This window comes from Variovorax sp. YR216 (assembly GCF_900107745.1).
In the GTDB taxonomy this organism is placed as follows: Bacteria; Pseudomonadota; Gammaproteobacteria; order Burkholderiales; family Burkholderiaceae_C; genus Variovorax.
Map to the genome: position 1 here is coordinate 595,773 of NZ_FNRO01000003.1, position 15,379 is coordinate 611,151.

The 15,379-nt window shown below is 64.9% G+C and carries 13 protein-coding genes and 2 tRNA genes; 7 read left to right on the forward strand and 8 right to left on the reverse strand.

Going from position 1 to position 15,379, the window contains the following annotated elements; all coding sequences use genetic code 11:
- Nucleotides 1-8: 8 nt before the first annotated feature.
- Complete coding sequence (locus BLW05_RS12750; protein WP_093162954.1) at nt 9-1,835, reverse strand: tetratricopeptide repeat protein; 1,827 nt, start codon at nt 1,833-1,835, stop codon at nt 9-11.
- Between the two features lie 78 nt (nt 1,836-1,913).
- Between BLW05_RS12750 and mutM the strand changes: the two genes are divergently transcribed.
- The 3 genes from mutM (at nt 1,914) to mutY (ending at nt 5,843) form a co-directional block, all read left to right on the forward strand.
- Complete coding sequence (gene mutM, locus BLW05_RS12755) at nt 1,914-2,729, forward strand: bifunctional DNA-formamidopyrimidine glycosylase/DNA-(apurinic or apyrimidinic site) lyase (RefSeq protein ID WP_093162956.1); 816 nt, start codon at nt 1,914-1,916, stop codon at nt 2,727-2,729.
- Nucleotides 2,730-2,818: 89 nt separating this feature from the next.
- Nucleotides 2,819-4,780: a dynamin family protein gene (locus BLW05_RS12760; RefSeq protein ID WP_093162958.1), complete on the forward strand. Its 1,962-nt coding sequence runs from the start codon at nt 2,819-2,821 to the stop codon at nt 4,778-4,780.
- Nucleotides 4,770-5,843 (forward strand): A/G-specific adenine glycosylase, encoded by a 1,074-nt coding sequence (gene mutY, locus BLW05_RS12765; RefSeq protein WP_371126937.1) that lies wholly within the window; start codon nt 4,770-4,772, stop codon nt 5,841-5,843. Before BLW05_RS12760 ends, mutY begins: the two co-directional genes overlap by 11 nt.
- A gap of 18 nt (nt 5,844-5,861) precedes the next feature.
- Here the strand turns inward: mutY and rapZ are convergent, their stop codons facing one another.
- The 3 genes from rapZ to BLW05_RS12780 are packed head-to-tail and all read right to left on the reverse strand — an operon-like array spanning nt 5,862 to nt 9,314.
- On the reverse strand, nt 5,862-6,737 hold the full coding sequence (gene rapZ / locus BLW05_RS12770) for an RNase adapter RapZ (protein ID WP_093162959.1): 876 nt from the start codon (nt 6,735-6,737) through the stop codon (nt 5,862-5,864).
- The gene (gene recN / locus BLW05_RS12775; RefSeq protein ID WP_093162961.1) at nt 6,734-8,416 is read right to left on the reverse strand and encodes a DNA repair protein RecN; all 1,683 of its coding nucleotides are present in this window, start codon (nt 8,414-8,416) and stop codon (nt 6,734-6,736) included. Before recN ends, rapZ begins: the two co-directional genes overlap by 4 nt.
- A gap of 1 nt (nt 8,417) precedes the next feature.
- The gene (locus BLW05_RS12780) at nt 8,418-9,314 is read right to left on the reverse strand and encodes an NAD kinase (RefSeq protein WP_093162963.1); all 897 of its coding nucleotides are present in this window, start codon (nt 9,312-9,314) and stop codon (nt 8,418-8,420) included.
- A 28-nt stretch (nt 9,315-9,342) separates the two neighbouring features.
- Here BLW05_RS12780 and hrcA point away from each other — a divergent pair, with 28 nt between their 5' ends.
- The 3 genes from hrcA (at nt 9,343) to BLW05_RS12795 (ending at nt 10,640) form a co-directional block, all read left to right on the forward strand.
- The gene (gene hrcA, locus BLW05_RS12785) at nt 9,343-10,347 is read left to right on the forward strand and encodes a heat-inducible transcriptional repressor HrcA (protein WP_093162965.1); all 1,005 of its coding nucleotides are present in this window, start codon (nt 9,343-9,345) and stop codon (nt 10,345-10,347) included.
- Nucleotides 10,348-10,386: 39 nt separating this feature from the next.
- Nucleotides 10,387-10,463 (forward strand) — tRNA-Ile (locus BLW05_RS12790).
- Between the two features lie 100 nt (nt 10,464-10,563).
- A tRNA-Arg gene (locus tag BLW05_RS12795) sits at nt 10,564-10,640 on the forward strand.
- Nucleotides 10,641-10,737: 97 nt separating this feature from the next.
- Here BLW05_RS12795 and BLW05_RS35915 read toward each other — a convergent pair.
- Nucleotides 10,738-10,905 carry a hypothetical protein gene (locus tag BLW05_RS35915; protein WP_177142637.1) on the reverse strand — a complete coding sequence of 56 codons (168 nt, stop codon included), beginning with the start codon at nt 10,903-10,905 and terminating at the stop codon, nt 10,738-10,740.
- Nucleotides 10,906-11,577: 672 nt separating this feature from the next.
- On the opposite strand from BLW05_RS35915, the gene greB reads away from it, so the two are divergent.
- Nucleotides 11,578-12,150 carry a transcription elongation factor GreB gene (greB, locus tag BLW05_RS12805; protein WP_093162969.1) on the forward strand — a complete coding sequence of 191 codons (573 nt, stop codon included), beginning with the start codon at nt 11,578-11,580 and terminating at the stop codon, nt 12,148-12,150.
- A 13-nt stretch (nt 12,151-12,163) separates the two neighbouring features.
- Here greB and BLW05_RS12810 read toward each other — a convergent pair whose 3' ends face one another.
- From BLW05_RS12810 to gmk, 3 genes are all read right to left on the reverse strand, one after another.
- Nucleotides 12,164-14,419 (reverse strand): RelA/SpoT family protein, encoded by a 2,256-nt coding sequence (locus tag BLW05_RS12810; protein WP_093162971.1) that lies wholly within the window; start codon nt 14,417-14,419, stop codon nt 12,164-12,166.
- Between the two features lie 91 nt (nt 14,420-14,510).
- Nucleotides 14,511-14,714, reverse strand: coding sequence for a DNA-directed RNA polymerase subunit omega (gene rpoZ, locus BLW05_RS12815; protein ID WP_093162973.1), 204 nt, complete (start codon nt 14,712-14,714; stop codon nt 14,511-14,513).
- A 36-nt stretch (nt 14,715-14,750) separates the two neighbouring features.
- Complete coding sequence (gmk, locus tag BLW05_RS12820; protein WP_093162975.1) at nt 14,751-15,371, reverse strand: guanylate kinase; 621 nt, start codon at nt 15,369-15,371, stop codon at nt 14,751-14,753.
- Between the last annotated feature and the right edge of the window lie 8 nt (nt 15,372-15,379).

Below are 15,379 nucleotides of genomic sequence, written 5' to 3' on the forward strand. Positions count from 1 at the left end.
GCGCCGGTTCAAAGCTTCACGCGCAGGCGCTTGAGCGTTTCCTGCAACGTCTCGTTGTCGGCATCGGCGAGGTTGGCTTCCTTCCAGATACTGAGGGCCCGGTCGCGCTGGCCCGTGGTCCACAGGACTTCGCCGAGATGCGCGCCGATCTCGGGATCGGGGCGGCGCTTGTAGGCGTCTTCGAGGATGCGCATGGCCTCGCTCGTGTTGCCGAGGCGGAATTCGACCCAGCCGAGGCTGTCGGCGATGAATGGATCCTCGGGCGCAAGCTGGACAGCCTTCTGGATCAATGTCCTCGCCTCTTCGAGGCGCACCTTGCGATCCGCGAGCGAGTAGCCGAGCGCGTTGTAGGCGTTCTGGTTGTCGGGCTTGAGCTCGATCAGCCGGCGCAGCAGCCGCTCCATGTCGTCGAGGCGGTTCAGCTTCTCGGCGACCATCGCCTGGTCATAGATGAGATCAGTGTCGGTGGGCGAAGAGGCGCTCGCCTGGCCCAGCATGTCGTAGGCGGCCTGGTACTGCTTCGCGTCGCGCAGCAACTGCACTTCGGCAAGGAACTTCTCCCGCTTCTCTTCGGGAGTGCGCTCCGGCAGGCTGCGGACGAGTTCCCGAGCCTGCGGCAGCTTGCCCTGCCGAGCGAGCAGCGATGCACGACGGACTTGCGCGCCGAGCAGGTCGTCCGAATTGTCGATGCGCGCCAGCCAGTTGTCGGCAGATGCGAAGTCCTTGCGCCGTTCGGACAACTGCGCCATCAGCAGATAGGCCTGGGTCAAGCCTCTGTCCTTCGCGTCCTGGTCGCGTTGCGTTTCGGCCAGCGACATGTATTTGCGCAGGGAGGCCTCGGCCGCTGCGTCCTGCCGCGCCTGCGCCTGCAGGCTGCCGAGCAGCAGCCAAGGCTCCGGAAGCTCGGGTTTGGCGGCGGTGAGTTTCGTGAGCTCCGCGGTCGCATCGGCGTAGCGTCGGCCTTCGACCAGCACGCGCGCATAGGCGATGCGCATCTCAGGTTGTGCTTTCGCGCCCTCGAGATAGCGCTTGACGATCGGCTCGGCCTGCGGCTGCGAGGGGTCCATGAGTTCGAGCGCCAGCAACGCCGGGCCTTCCGAAGACGGGTTCATCTCCTGGCCCTTGATCGCCGCCTCGAGTGCGCCGGCGGTGTCGCCGGCTGCCAGCTTGAGTCGGCCCACGGTTGCCCATGCTGCCCCACCGGTGGCGGGGTTCTTGAGCTCGTCGGTGAGCGCCTGTTCGACCACCGAGGCGGCAAGCTTCTTGTCGGTTGCGCGGCTGTAGTTGCGTGCGATCACCGCCATCAGGAAGGGGCGCTCGATCTGCGGAGTGGCCGCGATCTCTGCCCGAAGCGGCTCGACCGTCTCGCCGATGCGATTCAGTGCGATCAGGATCTGGAGCTCGAATCGCCGCGCGTCGCGCGATTCCGGAATGGATTCCTTCCAGGCCCGGGCCGCCACGAGCGCTGCGTCCCCGGAGCGCGATTGCAGCGCGATCTCGACCGCGCGCTGGAACAGCTTGTCATCGCGCGAACGCCGTGCCGCATCGAGGATCAGGCCGTAGCCGCCACCCGGGTCGCCGCCGCGAGCGTTGAGTTCGCCCATCAGCACTTCGTAGAAGAGATCCGCAGTCATCGCGGAAGGCTGTACATCCGGCTTGTCGGGCGCAGGCGCAGTTGCCGCCGGCGTGACCGCAGGTTCGGCGGGCTCGATGATCGGTGCGGGGCTGGTGGGAGCGGCAGGTGCCGGTGGGTCTGTCTGGGCCTGCGCGGCAAGGGCGACAAGTGCCGTGAATGCGGCCGCCGCGAGGCGGGATCGACGGAGCGAAAGATTCATCGAACCATAATAATCCACGCTTCTTAAACGAGAGCCACAGCGCCGGATGCGGCGTGATTTGCGTCAGGCTTTCCCGTCATGCCCGAACTACCCGAAGTCGAAGTCACCCGCCGCGGTTTCGCGGACCGCATCGCCGGCGCCCGTATCGAGGCCGTCCGCGTCGGCAAGCCGTTGCGGTGGGCCCTGTCCGTCGAGCCGGGGTTGCTCGTCGGACGCACGGTCAGCGGCGTGCGCCGGCGCGGCAAATATCTGCTGGTGGACCTCGACGTGGGCCTTTTGCTGCTGCATCTGGGCATGTCCGGCAGCCTTCGCTTCGATGCCTCGCTGCCGGCCGCCGGCGCGCATGACCACTTCGACCTGGTGACCAGCCAAGGCACGCTTCGGCTCAATGATCCGCGGCGCTTCGGCGCCGTGGTCTATGTGGAGGACGAAGCGTCGCCACTCGCCGGCAAGCTCCTGGGGGGGCTGGGCATGGAGCCGCTTGGCGACACCTTCGACTTCGAGGCCTTCCACACGGGCTTGCGCCGCCGGCGTGCGCCCGTGAAACAGGTGCTGCTTGCCGGCGACGTGGTGGTGGGCGTCGGCAACATCTATGCGTCCGAAGCGCTTTTCCTGGCGGGCATCCGGCCCACCCTTGCGGCTTCGCGCATCAGCAGGCCCCGGGCGCTCCGTCTGCATGCGGCCATCCGTGAAATCCTCGCGCGTGCCGTTGACCGTGGCGGCAGCACGCTGCGCGACTTTTCGAATGTCGACGGCCAGAGCGGCTACTTCCAACTCGAAGCGACGGTCTACGGCCGTGCAGGCGAGCCATGCAGGGTTTGCGCAACGCCGATCCGCCAGTTGCGGCAGGGGCAACGCTCCACGTATTTCTGCCCGAAGTGTCAAAATTCATGAGACCATTCGTCGGGAGTGGCTTCTATAGGGCCTATGGGGGGCCGGCCCGGTGCTACCATCTTTTGTAAATTGTTTTTACATTTACGCCGTTGACCGCTTCCTTCACTCAGCAGTTCGACCAACACGGCACCTGGCGGCGAAATTTCGCGCACCGCCTGAAGTGGCTGGCGCGCTGGCTGAATGAGAACGAGCTGCTGAACCAGAGCGTCGCTGAACGGCTGCACGACGTCGAATCGCAATTGCGCACCAGCAAGGTCATGGTCGCGTTCGTCGCCGAGTTTTCGCGCGGCAAATCGGAACTCATCAACGCGATCTTCTTTGCGGGTTACGGGCGCCGCATCATGCCGGCGAGCGCTGGGCGCACGACGATGTGTCCAACCGAGTTGGGATACGACCCGGCTCAGCCGCCGAGCCTGCGCCTGCTGCCGATCGAGACGCGGCTCGAGCCGTACTCGCTGGTTCACTGGCGTGATGAGCCGGCGCGCTGGACTCACGTCGACATCGACGTCGATAACGCCGAACTGCTCTCGCAGGCGATGAGCAAGGTCGCGGAGGTGCGCTGGGTCCCGGTGGACGAGGCCAAGGCGCTGGGCTTCTGGAGCGACGACAGCCCCGACGACAACCCCGTACCGGATTCCGACGGCCGCGTCGAGATTCCGCGCTGGCGGCATGCGGTGCTGAACATGCCGCATCCGTTGCTGGAGCAGGGCCTGGTGATTCTCGACACGCCGGGCCTCAACGCGATCGGCGCGGAGCCGGAGCTCACCGTCAGCCTGATTCCGCAAGCGCATGCCGTGGTCTTCATCCTCGGTGCCGACACGGGCGTCACGCGATCCGATCTCGCGATCTGGCGCGAGCACCTGGTCACCGAGGGGGACGCCACCGAAACGCGCATCGTGGTCTTGAACAAGATCGACACGATGTGGGACATCCTGAGTACGCCCGCCCAGGTCGACGCGCAAATCCAGCGGCAGCGCAAGGGCGCCGCCGATGTGCTCGGTGTGCCGCTGACGCAGGTGCTTCCCGTCTCCGCTCAAAAGGGCCTGCAAGCCAAGATCCGCCGTGACGTGCCGCTGTTGCAGGCGAGCCGCCTCCCCGCGCTCGAAGTCATTCTGGGCGAGGGGCTGCTCGGCAAGCGCGAAACGATGTTGCGGCTGGCCGTCGATGCCAGCATCGCCGCCCTCCGGACCGAGGCCTCCCGCATCCTGAACGTGCGTCAGCGCGACCTGTCGGAGCAGGCGCTGGAGTTGCAGGGGCTGCGGGGCAAGAACAGCTCCGTCATCCGGCACATGCGCACGCGCATCGAGCAGGAGCAGTCGGAATTCGAAGGCAGCAACACCCGCATCCTCGCCTTGCGTTCGGTGCAGGGCAAGCTGCTGCGCGAGGTCTATGCAGTGCTCGGCAGCACGGCGCTCAAGGCGGACATGGGCCGTCTGGCGACCGCGCTGAAGCGGCGCGGCATCAAGTTCAATGTGCGCAAGGTCTACGGCGAGACCTTCGATGCGCTGCGCAACAATCTGCGCGAGGTCCAGGCGACCACGGCCGAGATCCAGTCGATGCTGCACGCGACGTTCCGGCAGCTCAATGCCGAGCACGGTTTCACGCTGCAGGCACCGCCCGAGCCGGACCTGACCGACTTCGAGCAGCAGCTCTCGCAGATCGAGCAGAGCCATGTGCACTACCTCGGCGTGAGCAACATGCTGAAGCTCGCGCAGCCTGATTTCTGCGACAAGCTGGTTCGCGCGCTCGCGAGCCGCCTGCGCGTGGTCAACGAGGCGGCCATGACCGAGGTCGAGCGCTGGAGCAAGGGTGCAGGCGCGCAGCTCGATGCCCAGCTCAAGGAGCGGCGCCGTACGTTCACCAAGCGGATCGAGGCCGTCGAGCGCATCCAGGGTGCGGCGGGCAATCTCGATGAGCGACTGGCCGAACTCGCAGCGCAGGAGCGCGATCTCGCCGACCTGCACCATCGGCTGGAAGAGCTCACCGCCGTGCTCTTGAACCACGAGGCGCCGAACTCCTCTTCCTATCGCAGCGAACTCAGTGCCGCCTGAAGACGTGCAGTCGGCCACGCAGCGCATCGTGCCGAGGTTTGCCGACAGCGTCGTCGCATGGCAGCGCAGCCATGGGCGCAGCGAGTTGCCGTGGCAGAACACGCAGGATCCTTATCGCGTCTGGCTGTCCGAGGTGATGCTCCAGCAGACCCAGGTGTCGACGGTGCTGGGTTACTTCGCGCGATTCCTCGATCGCTTTCCGACAGTGCAGTCGCTCGCCGCGGGGACGGAAGACGAGGTTTTCGGGCTCTGGAGCGGCCTCGGCTACTACAGCCGCGCGCGCAACATGCATCGATGCGCGCAAGAGGTGGTGTCGCGCTTCGGCGGTGAATTCCCGCGGACGGCGGCCGAACTGCAGACGCTGCCCGGCATCGGTCGCTCGACTGCGGCGGCGGTCGCAGCCTTCTGCTTCGGCGAGCGCGTGGCGATTCTCGATGGCAATGTGAAGCGGGTGCTCTCGCGCGTACTCGGCTTTGGCGGCGATCTCGCGTCCGCGGCGCAGGAGCGTGCCCTGTGGAACGAGGCGACCGAACTCCTGCCGCCGGCCTCCGCACCACGGTCGATCGGTCGCTACACCCAGGGGTTGATGGACCTGGGCGCCACGGTCTGTCTGCCGCGCAAGCCGAGTTGCATCATCTGTCCGGTCGCCGATATGTGCGTGGCCCGGGAAGAGGGTGGGCCCGAGAAGTACCCCGTCAAGACCCGCAAGCTGCGCCGGACCGCGCAGTCACTCTGGATGTTGAACGCCCGTGATTCCCAGGGGCGCGTATGGCTCGAAAAGCGGCCGGCGCGCGGCATCTGGGCAGGGCTGTATTGCCTGCCCGTCTTCGAAAGCCGGTCCGCGTTACTCGACGAACTGGCACCCGCGGATCGCCAGTCCGCGCGCGACGAAGCGGGATTCGTGCATGTGCTGACGCACAAGGATCTTCACCTGCACCCGATTTCGGTCGTGTGCCGCGAGTCGCATGCCGGCACCTTGGAGGGGGGCTGGTTCGACGACCGCGAGTGGCCGGCCCTCGGGATGCCGGCCCCTGTGCGCAAGCTGCTGGCCAGCGGCGGCTGATTTCGCCCTTGAGCGGGATCAGGCCCCGTCGAGTTCGCGGTGTCGCTTGAGTGCGCCCCACTTCGCGCCGAACGCGCGCGCCAACTGCTCCACGAGAAAGACCGAGCGATGCTGGCCACCGGTGCAGCCGATCGCGACGGTGACATAGCTTCGGTGATCCTTTGCGAGCGCGTCCAGCCAGCGCGCGAGGAACTGCTCGATGTCGGCGTACATGCGCGCGACATCGTCATGTTCGCGGAGCCAGTCGATCACAGGCTGATCGCGGCCGGTCAACGCCCGAAGCGTGGACACGTAGTGCGGATTCGGCAGCATGCGGACATCGAAGACAAAGTCCGCGTCCAGCGGCACCCCGCGCTTGAAGGCGAAGGATTCGAACACCAGCGTGAGCGTGCTCTCCGGTGCCGAGACCAGCGCCTTGATGTAGCTCTGCAACTGGGCAGGCCGGATGATGCTGGTGTCGATCACGTCGGCACCGTCACGCAGGTCCGCGAGCAGCTCGCGTTCGAGTTCGATGGCCTGTGTCAGCGCGCGCTGCTGGTCCGGCACGTCGGTGCGGGCCTCTTGGCGCGACAGCGGATGTCGCCGCCGGGTCTCGGAAAATCGGCGCAGCAGCGCGTCCGTGGTCGAATCGAGGAACAGCGATCGCAGCGACACCCCTTCGCGGCGCAGGCCGTCCAGCTGCTGCGGGACGAGCGGCAGCGACACCCCGCTTCGTACATCCATCGCGATGGCCACTCGCGCGGTCTGCTGTTGCCGCTGCAACGCGACAAAGGGTGCAAGCAGCTCGGGCGGCAGGTTGTCGACGCAGTAGTAGCCCGCGTCTTCGAGGGCATGAAGCGCCACGGACTTGCCGGAACCGGACATTCCGGTGATCAGGACGAGGTCGAGGCTCACGAGGAGGCCTCCGCGGTCTTCGCGCCCAGCATCTCGCGCGCATGCGCGAGCGAGGTCTGCGAGACGCGCTCGCCACCGAGCATGCGGGCGATTTCCTGCGTGCGGCCTTCGGCGTCCAGCACCGCGACGCTGCTTTCGGTGCGAGTCCCCTCTTGGCCCTTGGCGCTTGTCTGCCGCTTGGCCACCACGAGGTGGTGATCCGCGCACGCAGCCACCTGGGGCAGGTGCGTGACCGCGAGCACCTGCCGGTCGCGGCCGAGCTGCTTCATGAGCCGGCCCACGGTTTCGGCCACAGCGCCGCCGACGCCGGCATCGACCTCGTCGAAGATGAGCGTCTGCGCGGCGCCGAGCTCGCTGGTCGTCACTGCAATCGCGAGCGCGATCCGCGACAACTCGCCACCGGATGCAACCTTGCCGATCGATCGCGGCGTGCTCCCGGCGTGTCCGCTGACGAGGAATGCGATGTCTTCGAGGCCGGAGCGAGCAGGCTGCGCGAGCGGCTGAAGCGCGACTTCGAAGCGTCCGCCCTTCATGCCGAGTTCCTGCATGGCTTGCGTCACCGCCTGCGCAAGCTTGGGCGCGGCCTGCTTGCGGGCCTTGCCGAGCGCCTTCGCTTCCTTCATGTAGGCCTGCTGTGCGGCCTGCTCCGCACGCTCCAGTGCGTTGAGGTCGCTCTGGGCGTCCAGCGCCTGCAATTCGGCTTGCCAGCCTGCGAGCAGGGCGGGGAGCTCGGCGGGTTGGCGCCGGTAGCGCCGCGCGAGCGACATCCACAGGCCCATCCGCTCGTCGAGTTCGGCGAGCTTTTCGGGATCGGTGTCGGCCTGCCTCAGATAGCCGTGCAACGAATGCGCCGCATCGGCCGCCTGCGCCACGCTCGACGCCAGGACCTCGCCGAGCGCCTTGAACTCCGGCTCGATGTGTTCGCAGTTCTGCAGTAGCGTGACCGCTCGGCTCAGCGCTGCCAGCGCGCCGTTGTCGTCGTCCTCGAGCGCGCTGGACGCGCCTTCCGCCGCGTCTATCAGGGCCTGGGCGTTCGAGATTCTCGAGTGGGCGGCCGAGAGCTCTTCCCACTCGTCGGCGCCTGGCGCGAGTTTCATGACTTCGGAGACTTGCCACTGGAGCCGCTCGCGCTCGCGCTGCAGGGTGTCTTGCGCGGAGCGTGCACCCTCGAGAGCCGAGATGGCGCGACGCCACTCCTGCCAGGCGCCGTCGAGCACGTCGTTGCTGACGCCGGCGTAGGCATCGAGCAGACCGCGCACGGCATCCGGTCGTGTGAGACTTTGCCAAGCATGCTGGCCGTGGATGTCCAGAAGGCGATCGCCGAGCTCCCGCAACTGCGCGGCTGTGGCCGGGCTGCCGTTGATCCAGCCGCGGCTGCGTCCCTGGAGATCGACAGTCCGCCGCAACAGCAGTCCGTCGCCGGGCTCGAAGCCGCCTTCGTCGAGCCAGCCGGCAAGCTCCGGATCGGCATCGAATTCGGCGCTCACGTCGAGCCGCTCGGCGCCCTCGCGGATGGATCCGGCATCGGCCCGGTTGCCGAGCGCCAGTTGCAGCGCATCGATGAGGATGGATTTGCCGGCGCCGGTTTCGCCGGTCAGGACGGTGAAGCCGGTGGACAGGTCGAGTTCCAATGCGCGCACGATCACGAAATCGCGCATGGCGATGCGGCGCAATGCCATCTCAGGAACCTCCTTCGTTCCAATGCAGTTTCTTGCGCAGGGTGTCGAAATAGCTCCAGCCGCGCGGATGGAGGAAGCGGACGCGGTAGTCCGAGCGGCGGACCACGACGCGATCGCCGATGGCCAGCGAGGCGAGGGATTGCATGTCGAAATTGGCGCTGGCGTCGCGCCCGCCGACGAGTTCGATCGAGACTTCCTCGGCGTCCGGCAACACGATCGGACGGTTGGAAAGCGTGTGCGGCGCGATCGGCACCAGCACCCACCCTGGAAGCGCCGGATGCAGCAGCGGCCCGCCTGCTGAAAGCGAGTAGGCCGTGGAGCCTGTCGATGAAGCGATGATCATCCCGTCGGCACGCTGGTTGGCGACGAAATGGCGGCCCACTGTCACGCGCAGTTCCACCATGCCGGAGGTGCCGCCGCGATTGACCACCACGTCGTTCATCGCCAGCGCATCGAAGACCGACACGCCGTTGCGCATCACCTGCGCGTGCATGAGATTGCGGTGGTCTTCCTCGTACTCGCCTGCGAGCATCGGAACCAGCGTGGCCTGGTAGTCGTCCAGCGCGATGTCCGTGATGAAGCCGAGCCGGCCGCGGTTGATGCCGATCAGCGGAACACCATAGGGTGCCAGTTGCCGCCCGATGCCGAGCATCGTGCCGTCGCCGCCGACGACCAGACCCAGATCGCATTCCTCGCCGATCTCTTCGACCGTGAGTGCCTTGTATCGCCCGACGGGGACGCCGTCGGCCTGCGACTCCTCGACGAACACGGTGCAACCCTGGGCTTCGAGGAAAGCGGCAATGTCTTCCATGACGACATCGAGCGCACCGCCCTGCGCCCGCCCACCCGAAGCCTGGTATTTGCCAATGAGTGCGACGTGACGAAAGCGAGAGCTCATGAACAAATTACAACATTAAAATTGCCCGATGCTGGACGACCGCGCCAAGTTGCTGCTAAAGACACTCGTCGAGCGCTATATCGCCGAAGGCCAGCCCGTCGGATCGCGCACGCTGTCCCGGGCTTCCGGGCTGGATCTTTCGCCGGCGACGATCCGGAACGTGATGTCCGACCTGGAGGTTCTGGGCCTGATCGCGAGTCCCCATACGTCTGCGGGTCGCGTTCCCACCGCCCGAGGCTACCGCCTCTTCGTTGACACCATGTTGACTGCGCAGCGCGAGCAATTTGCCGCGCCCAGTCTTGCACCCGACCAGCCACAGAAGGTCATTGCCAACGCGGCGAACCTGCTGTCCAACCTGTCGCAGTTCGTGGGCGTGGTCATGGCGCCCCGGCGCGCTTCGGTCTTCCGGCAGATCGAGTTCCTTCGACTTTCGGAGCGCCGGTTGCTCGTCATCATCGTCTCACCCGATGGGGACGTTCAGAACCGGGTGATCTTTCCGGAGTCCGACTACTCGCAGTCGCAACTGGTCGAGGCCTCCAACTACATCAATGCGAACTATGCGGGCCTGTCCATCGAGCAGGTGCGCGATCGGCTTCAGTCCGAAATGGAGCAGCTGCGCGGCGAGATCGCGGCGCTGATGCAGGCGGCCGTCAAGGTAAGTTCCGAAGTCCTCACCGAGGCGCAGGAAGAAGTGGTCATCGCGGGCGAGCGCAATCTTCTCTCGGTGAGCGACTTCTCCAGCGACATGGGTCACTTGCGCAGGGCTTTCGATCTCTTCGAACAGAAGGCGCAACTGATGCGCCTTCTCGATGTCTCCAGCCAGGCCGAAGGCGTGCGCATCTTCATTGGCGGCGAAAGCCAGATCGTTCCTTTCGATGATCTCTCCATCGTGAGCGCGAACTATGAAGTCGATGGCCAAGTGGTTGGAACGCTCGGCGTCATCGGGCCGACGCGCATGCCCTACGACCGCATGATCCAGATCGTGGACATCACCTCGAAGCTCGTCACGAACGCGCTGAGTCATCGCAAGTGAGTTGCGTGCGGCCCTTGGCCACTAGAATCCGGAGCGCGTGGGCCGTTAGCTCAGTTGGTTAGAGCAGCGGACTCATAATCCGTTGGTCGCTGGTTCAAGCCCAGCACGGCCTACCACTGAATCTGGAATGCAGGCGACGTTGTTTGCTTGAGAGATTCAACAAAATTCAAGGCTTCGGCAAATGGCTCCAATTTGGATGCTATACTTGCAAGCTGTGCGGCTGTAGCTCAGTTGGATAGAGTACTTGGCTACGAACCAAGGGGTCGTGGGTTCGAATCCTGCCAGCCGCACCACTTCACAAAGGGTTGGTCCATCACGGACCAACCCTTTTTCTTTTGATGCGTCCAAGTCGCATCCTGCGCGCCATCCGCGCGCGGTGCAGTCCTGGATTCAGAGTCGCGTCACGATGCCAAAACTGATGATGCCGAGGAATCCCAGGATGCCGACCACCATGAGGCCCGGTCCCCAGCGCTGTTGTCGCGCGGCAAATCCGACGGTCATCACGGCGGCAAAGGCGACCGCAATCGCGGAAGTGGCTTCCAGTGTGAGTTCGGGCATGCGCGGATGCTAATGCAGCTGCCCGCGCGGCATGCGACGGTGCTACGTTGCAGACGACAGGACCCAAGAACGAAAAAGCCCGCCGGAGCGGGCTAAGGACCTTGGAGTCCAGAGGAGAGAGTCCATTGTGAACCACTTCGCGGCACAGTGAAAGGAACTACGTCACATGCTGCAACATCGCGCGGCAGTTGACACTATCGCTTTCAGGGCTGTGGATGCGCCCCCGCCTGTTCCAAGGCAATAATCGTCACGGCGGCAAAGCCAGGGCCGCCCGGAACGTTACCGTTTCCAACCCATCCGGCCAGGGTCGGACGCATCCATCATCTGGCGCTCATATTTGGGGACGACCACGATGAGTTCATTGCACATGTTCTTGCCCGCTTCGGAGCCCGCGCGCAGCGAGGCATTGGCCAAGCTTCAGCGCAGTCACCACCTGCCGCGTCATCTCGTCAAGGGCATCGCGCGAGGTGAGCAGGGCCGGCGCGCGGTTCTCGAGGCCGGTGTCCCTCAAAGTCAGCAGTCGATTCCCGATCCGGATTTGACAGCGCCTGACCAGCAATCGGGCTGAACCGGCCGGCCGAGATCGACCTGGATCGAAGGTCGGATCCTCGAATCGTTTCTTTGCCGTGTGATACAACCACCGCCCGACCTTGCGGGTCGGCAGTTGTAGAAATGAGCAAGGCTTTCACGAAGGAAAACGAAGCCGACGACGATGATGGCGACGGCGGTGGATTGCCGCCCCTGCCCGCCGGCGGCAAGAACTACATCACGCCCATCGGGTATGCGCGGCTGCGGTCGGAGCTGCTGGAGCTGATGGACGTCGAGCGCCCCAAGGTCGTCGAGGCTGTGCATTGGGCCGCCAAGAACGGGGATCGCTCCGAGAATGGCGACTATCTCTACGGCAAGAAGCGACTGCGCGAAATCGATCGGCGGATCCGTTTCCTCACCAAGCGCCTCGAGATCGCCGAGGTCACCGATCCTTCCGTGCATCACGGCAGCGATCAGGTATTTTTCGGCTCGACGGTCCGCTACGCCGACGAGAGCGGCGATGAGCGCGAGGTCACGATTCTCGGGATCGATGAAGCCAACAGCGCGCACGCGCAGGTGAGCTGGATCTCCCCGATCGCGCGGGCGCTGCTCAAGGCGCGAGAGGGCGATGTCGTCAAGCTCGCCACACCGGGTGGCGTGCACGACATCGAGGTGCTGACCGTCAGCTATCCAGTGCCTTCGTCCGAGCCCAACTGACGGGCAGAGATTCTCAGGGGACCGGAATCATCCGTGCGGCGGCGAGCACGGAGGAGGTGCGGCGCACGGCCCGCAGCACGGCTTCGAGATGCGTGCGATCGCGCACTGCGATCACGAAGCGAAGGTCCGTCGAATCCTGCGGCGTCTCGTCGGCCATTTCGACGTGGGTGATGTCGGCTTCGGCATCGGCGAGCGCGGCAGCGACACGTGCGAGCACGCCCTTGTCGTTTCGCACGGTGATCACGACACCTGCCTCGAACGTTCGAACCGGATCGTCGGCCCACTCGACCGCGAAGAACCGCTCGCTGTCCTTGTAGCGAAGCCGTTGTCCGACGCCGCATTCCTCTGTGTGAACCACGAGTCCTTCGCCGTGGCCCAGATAGCCGACGATGGGATCGCCGGGGATCGGTCGGCAGCAGAGCGCGAAGCGCACGGACGAATTCTCGCTGCCGTCCAGCGTCACCGCGCCTTGCGACACGCCATCGCTGGCCGCAAACCGCTCGCGGCTCAACATGAGCGCGTCGGGCTTCGCGCCCCGTTCGGCGAGCAGCGCCATCAGCCGCTTTGCCACGATGCTGGCGATGCGTTTGCCGAGGCCGATGTCCGTGAGTAGTTCGGATCGCGTGCGGTTGCCGGTGAAGCGCAGCAGCTTTTCCCAGACTTGCTGGTGGTCGGCGTCGTCTTCGGGCAGCTTGCCCAGTCCTTCGGCACGCAGGGCCTGCGCGAGGAGCTTCTCGCCAAGCCCTTCGGACTCCGCATGGGCGAGCGTCTTCAGGTAGTGGCGAATCTTCGATCGCGCCCGCCCTGTGCGGACGAATCCCAGCCACGCTGGATTCGGCGTGGAAACCGGCGCCGTGATGATCTCGACCACGTCGCCATTCTTGAGCTCGGTGCGCAGAGGAACCTGATCGCCGTTGATGCGTGCAGCAGATGTGTGATCGCCGATGTTGCTGTGGATCGCATACGCGAAATCGACCACGGTCGCACCGCGAGGGAGCGCCATGATCTGGCTTTTCGGTGTGAACACGTAGACGGCATCGGGAAAGAGGTCGACCTTGACGTGGTCCCAGAACTCGGCTGCATCGCGTGTCTCATCCTGGATGTCGAGCAGCGACTGGAGCCATTTCGCGCCGAGACGGTCGCTGGTCGCCACCGTCGCCGGATCGGCTGCCTTGTACAACCAGTGCGCAGCCACTCCCGATTCGGCCACCACGTGCATGGCTTCGGTGCGAAGCTGGAATTCGATGTTGACGCCCGCCGGGCCGACCAGCGTCGTGTGCAGCGACTGGTAGCCGTTGAGCTTGGCGATCGCGATGTGGTCCTTGAACTTGCCGGGCAGCGGCTTGTACATCTGGTGCAGGATGCCTAGCCCGGTGTAGCACGAGATCACGGTCGGTACGATCAGGCGGAAGCCGTAGATGTCGGTGACCTGCGCAAAGCTCAGGTGCTTCTCGACCATCTTGCGGTAGATGGAGTAGAGCGTCTTTTCGCGGCCCGCGATGCGTACGCTCATCTCCGAGGCGGCGAAGGCGTTCTCGACTTCCTGCTGGACCTTCTGGATGAGGTCGCGTCGCCGTCCGCGTGCCTTGGCCACGGCCTTGGCGAGCACTGCATAGCGCCAGGGCCTGAGGTGCCGGAAGGAAAGATCCTGCAATTCGCGGTAGGTCTGGTTCAGGCCCAGCCGGTGCGCGATGGGGGCGTAGATTTCGAGGGTCTCGCGCGAGATGCGTGCCCATTTTTCTCGCGGCGCATCGTCGAGCGTGCGCATGTTGTGCGTCCGGTCGGCGAGCTTGACGAGGATCACGCGCACGTCGCGCGCCATCGCCAGAAGCATCTTGCGGAACGACTCCGCCTGATTCTCCTCGCGGGTGTTGAAGCGAAGCTTGTCGAGCTTGGTGAGGCCATCGACCAGTTCTGCTACCGGGGCGCCGAATCGCTCGATCAGTTCGGACTTCGTGACGCCGCAGTCTTCGATCGCATCGTGCAGCAATGCAGCCATCAAGGCCTGAGCGTCGAGCTTCCATTCCGCGCACTGAGCGGCCACGGCAATCGGATGGGTGATGTATGGCTCGCCGCTGTTGCGCAACTGACCCAGGTGGGCTTCGTCTGCGAAACGGTAGGCGCGCCGCACCAGTTCGATATCTTCCGTGCCCAGGTAGTCGAGGCGATCGGTCAATGCGGCAAAGCTGGCGGCGGCCGCGTTCAATGCCGCAGGGCTGGGCTGCGGGCTTCTACGTGCTTCTGACTGAGGCTTGACAACCGCGCTCATGAGCACCACTTTAGCGTGGCTGCGCCTAAGACGCATTCAGGCATAAAAAAAGCACCGCATGCGGTGCTTCCTTGTTGCACGGCTACGTCAATTAGCCGGGAACCTTCTTGAGCATTTCCAGACCGATCTTGCCCTCTGCAATTTCGCGAAGTGCGGTAACGCCGGGCTTGTTCTTGCTCTCGATCTTGGGAGCATGGCCCTGGCTCAGCATGCGCGCGCGATAGGTGGCGGCGAGCACGAGCTGGAAGCGGTTCGGGATCTGTTGCAGGCAATCTTCGACGGTGATGCGGGCCATGATGATCTTTCGACTGTGTGCGGAACGTTGGGCGGATCAGGGGATGTTCAGTGCGGCAAACGTGCCAGCACGTGCGCGGCGCTGTGCTGAGTAGCGAAGCCGCTGAGCGTGGACGATCGCTTTCAGGTCGAAAAGTGCGCGCTCAAATACCTCGTTGATTATAACGAAATCGAAGGCCGAGGCCTGTGCCATCTCTTCGGCGGCATTCCGCAGGCGAAGTTCGATGACCTCCGGGCTGTCTTCCCCGCGGCGCTCGAGCCGGGAACGCAGCTCTTCCCAACTCGGCGGCAGGATGAAGATCATGACGGCGTTGGCAAAGGCCTTGCGGATCTGCAGCGCGCCCTGGAAGTCGATTTCGAGGACGACGTCCGCGCCTTGGGCAATGCGCTCCTCGATCGCCTTTTTCGATGTGCCGTAGCGCCGTCCGTGGACGTGCGCCCACTCCACGAATCCGTCGGTAGCCACCATGACATCGAATTCGGGCTCGGACACGAAGAAATATTCGCGCCCATGCTTTTCCTGGCCGCGCGGCGCCCGGGTGGTATGGGAGACCGAGGGCTGGACGGCGGAGTCGAGTTCCATCAACGCCTTGACCAGGCTCGATTTGCCTGCGCCGCTGGGCGCTGCGACCACGAAGATGTTGCCGGGGTAATCCATGGATTCCG

Excerpts from the sequence above, each read along its gene's own strand:
- BLW05_RS12750 (WP_093162954.1), bottom strand. The coding sequence starts at position 1,835 with ATGAATCTTTCGCTCCGTCGATCCCGCCTCGCGGCGGCCGCATTCACG.
- mutM (WP_093162956.1), top strand. The coding sequence starts at position 1,914 with ATGCCCGAACTACCCGAAGTCGAAGTCACCCGCCGCGGTTTCGCGGAC.
- recN (WP_093162961.1), bottom strand. The coding sequence starts at position 8,416 with ATGGCATTGCGCCGCATCGCCATGCGCGATTTCGTGATCGTGCGCGCA.
- BLW05_RS12780 (WP_093162963.1), bottom strand. The coding sequence starts at position 9,314 with ATGAGCTCTCGCTTTCGTCACGTCGCACTCATTGGCAAATACCAGGCT.
- hrcA (WP_093162965.1), top strand. The coding sequence starts at position 9,343 with ATGCTGGACGACCGCGCCAAGTTGCTGCTAAAGACACTCGTCGAGCGC.
- BLW05_RS35915 (WP_177142637.1), bottom strand. The coding sequence starts at position 10,905 with ATGCCCGAACTCACACTGGAAGCCACTTCCGCGATTGCGGTCGCCTTT.
- greB (WP_093162969.1), top strand. The coding sequence starts at position 11,578 with ATGAGCAAGGCTTTCACGAAGGAAAACGAAGCCGACGACGATGATGGC.
- BLW05_RS12810 (WP_093162971.1), bottom strand. The coding sequence starts at position 14,419 with ATGAGCGCGGTTGTCAAGCCTCAGTCAGAAGCACGTAGAAGCCCGCAG.
- rpoZ (WP_093162973.1), bottom strand. The coding sequence starts at position 14,714 with ATGGCCCGCATCACCGTCGAAGATTGCCTGCAACAGATCCCGAACCGC.
- gmk (WP_093162975.1), bottom strand. The coding sequence starts at position 15,371 with ATGGATTACCCCGGCAACATCTTCGTGGTCGCAGCGCCCAGCGGCGCA.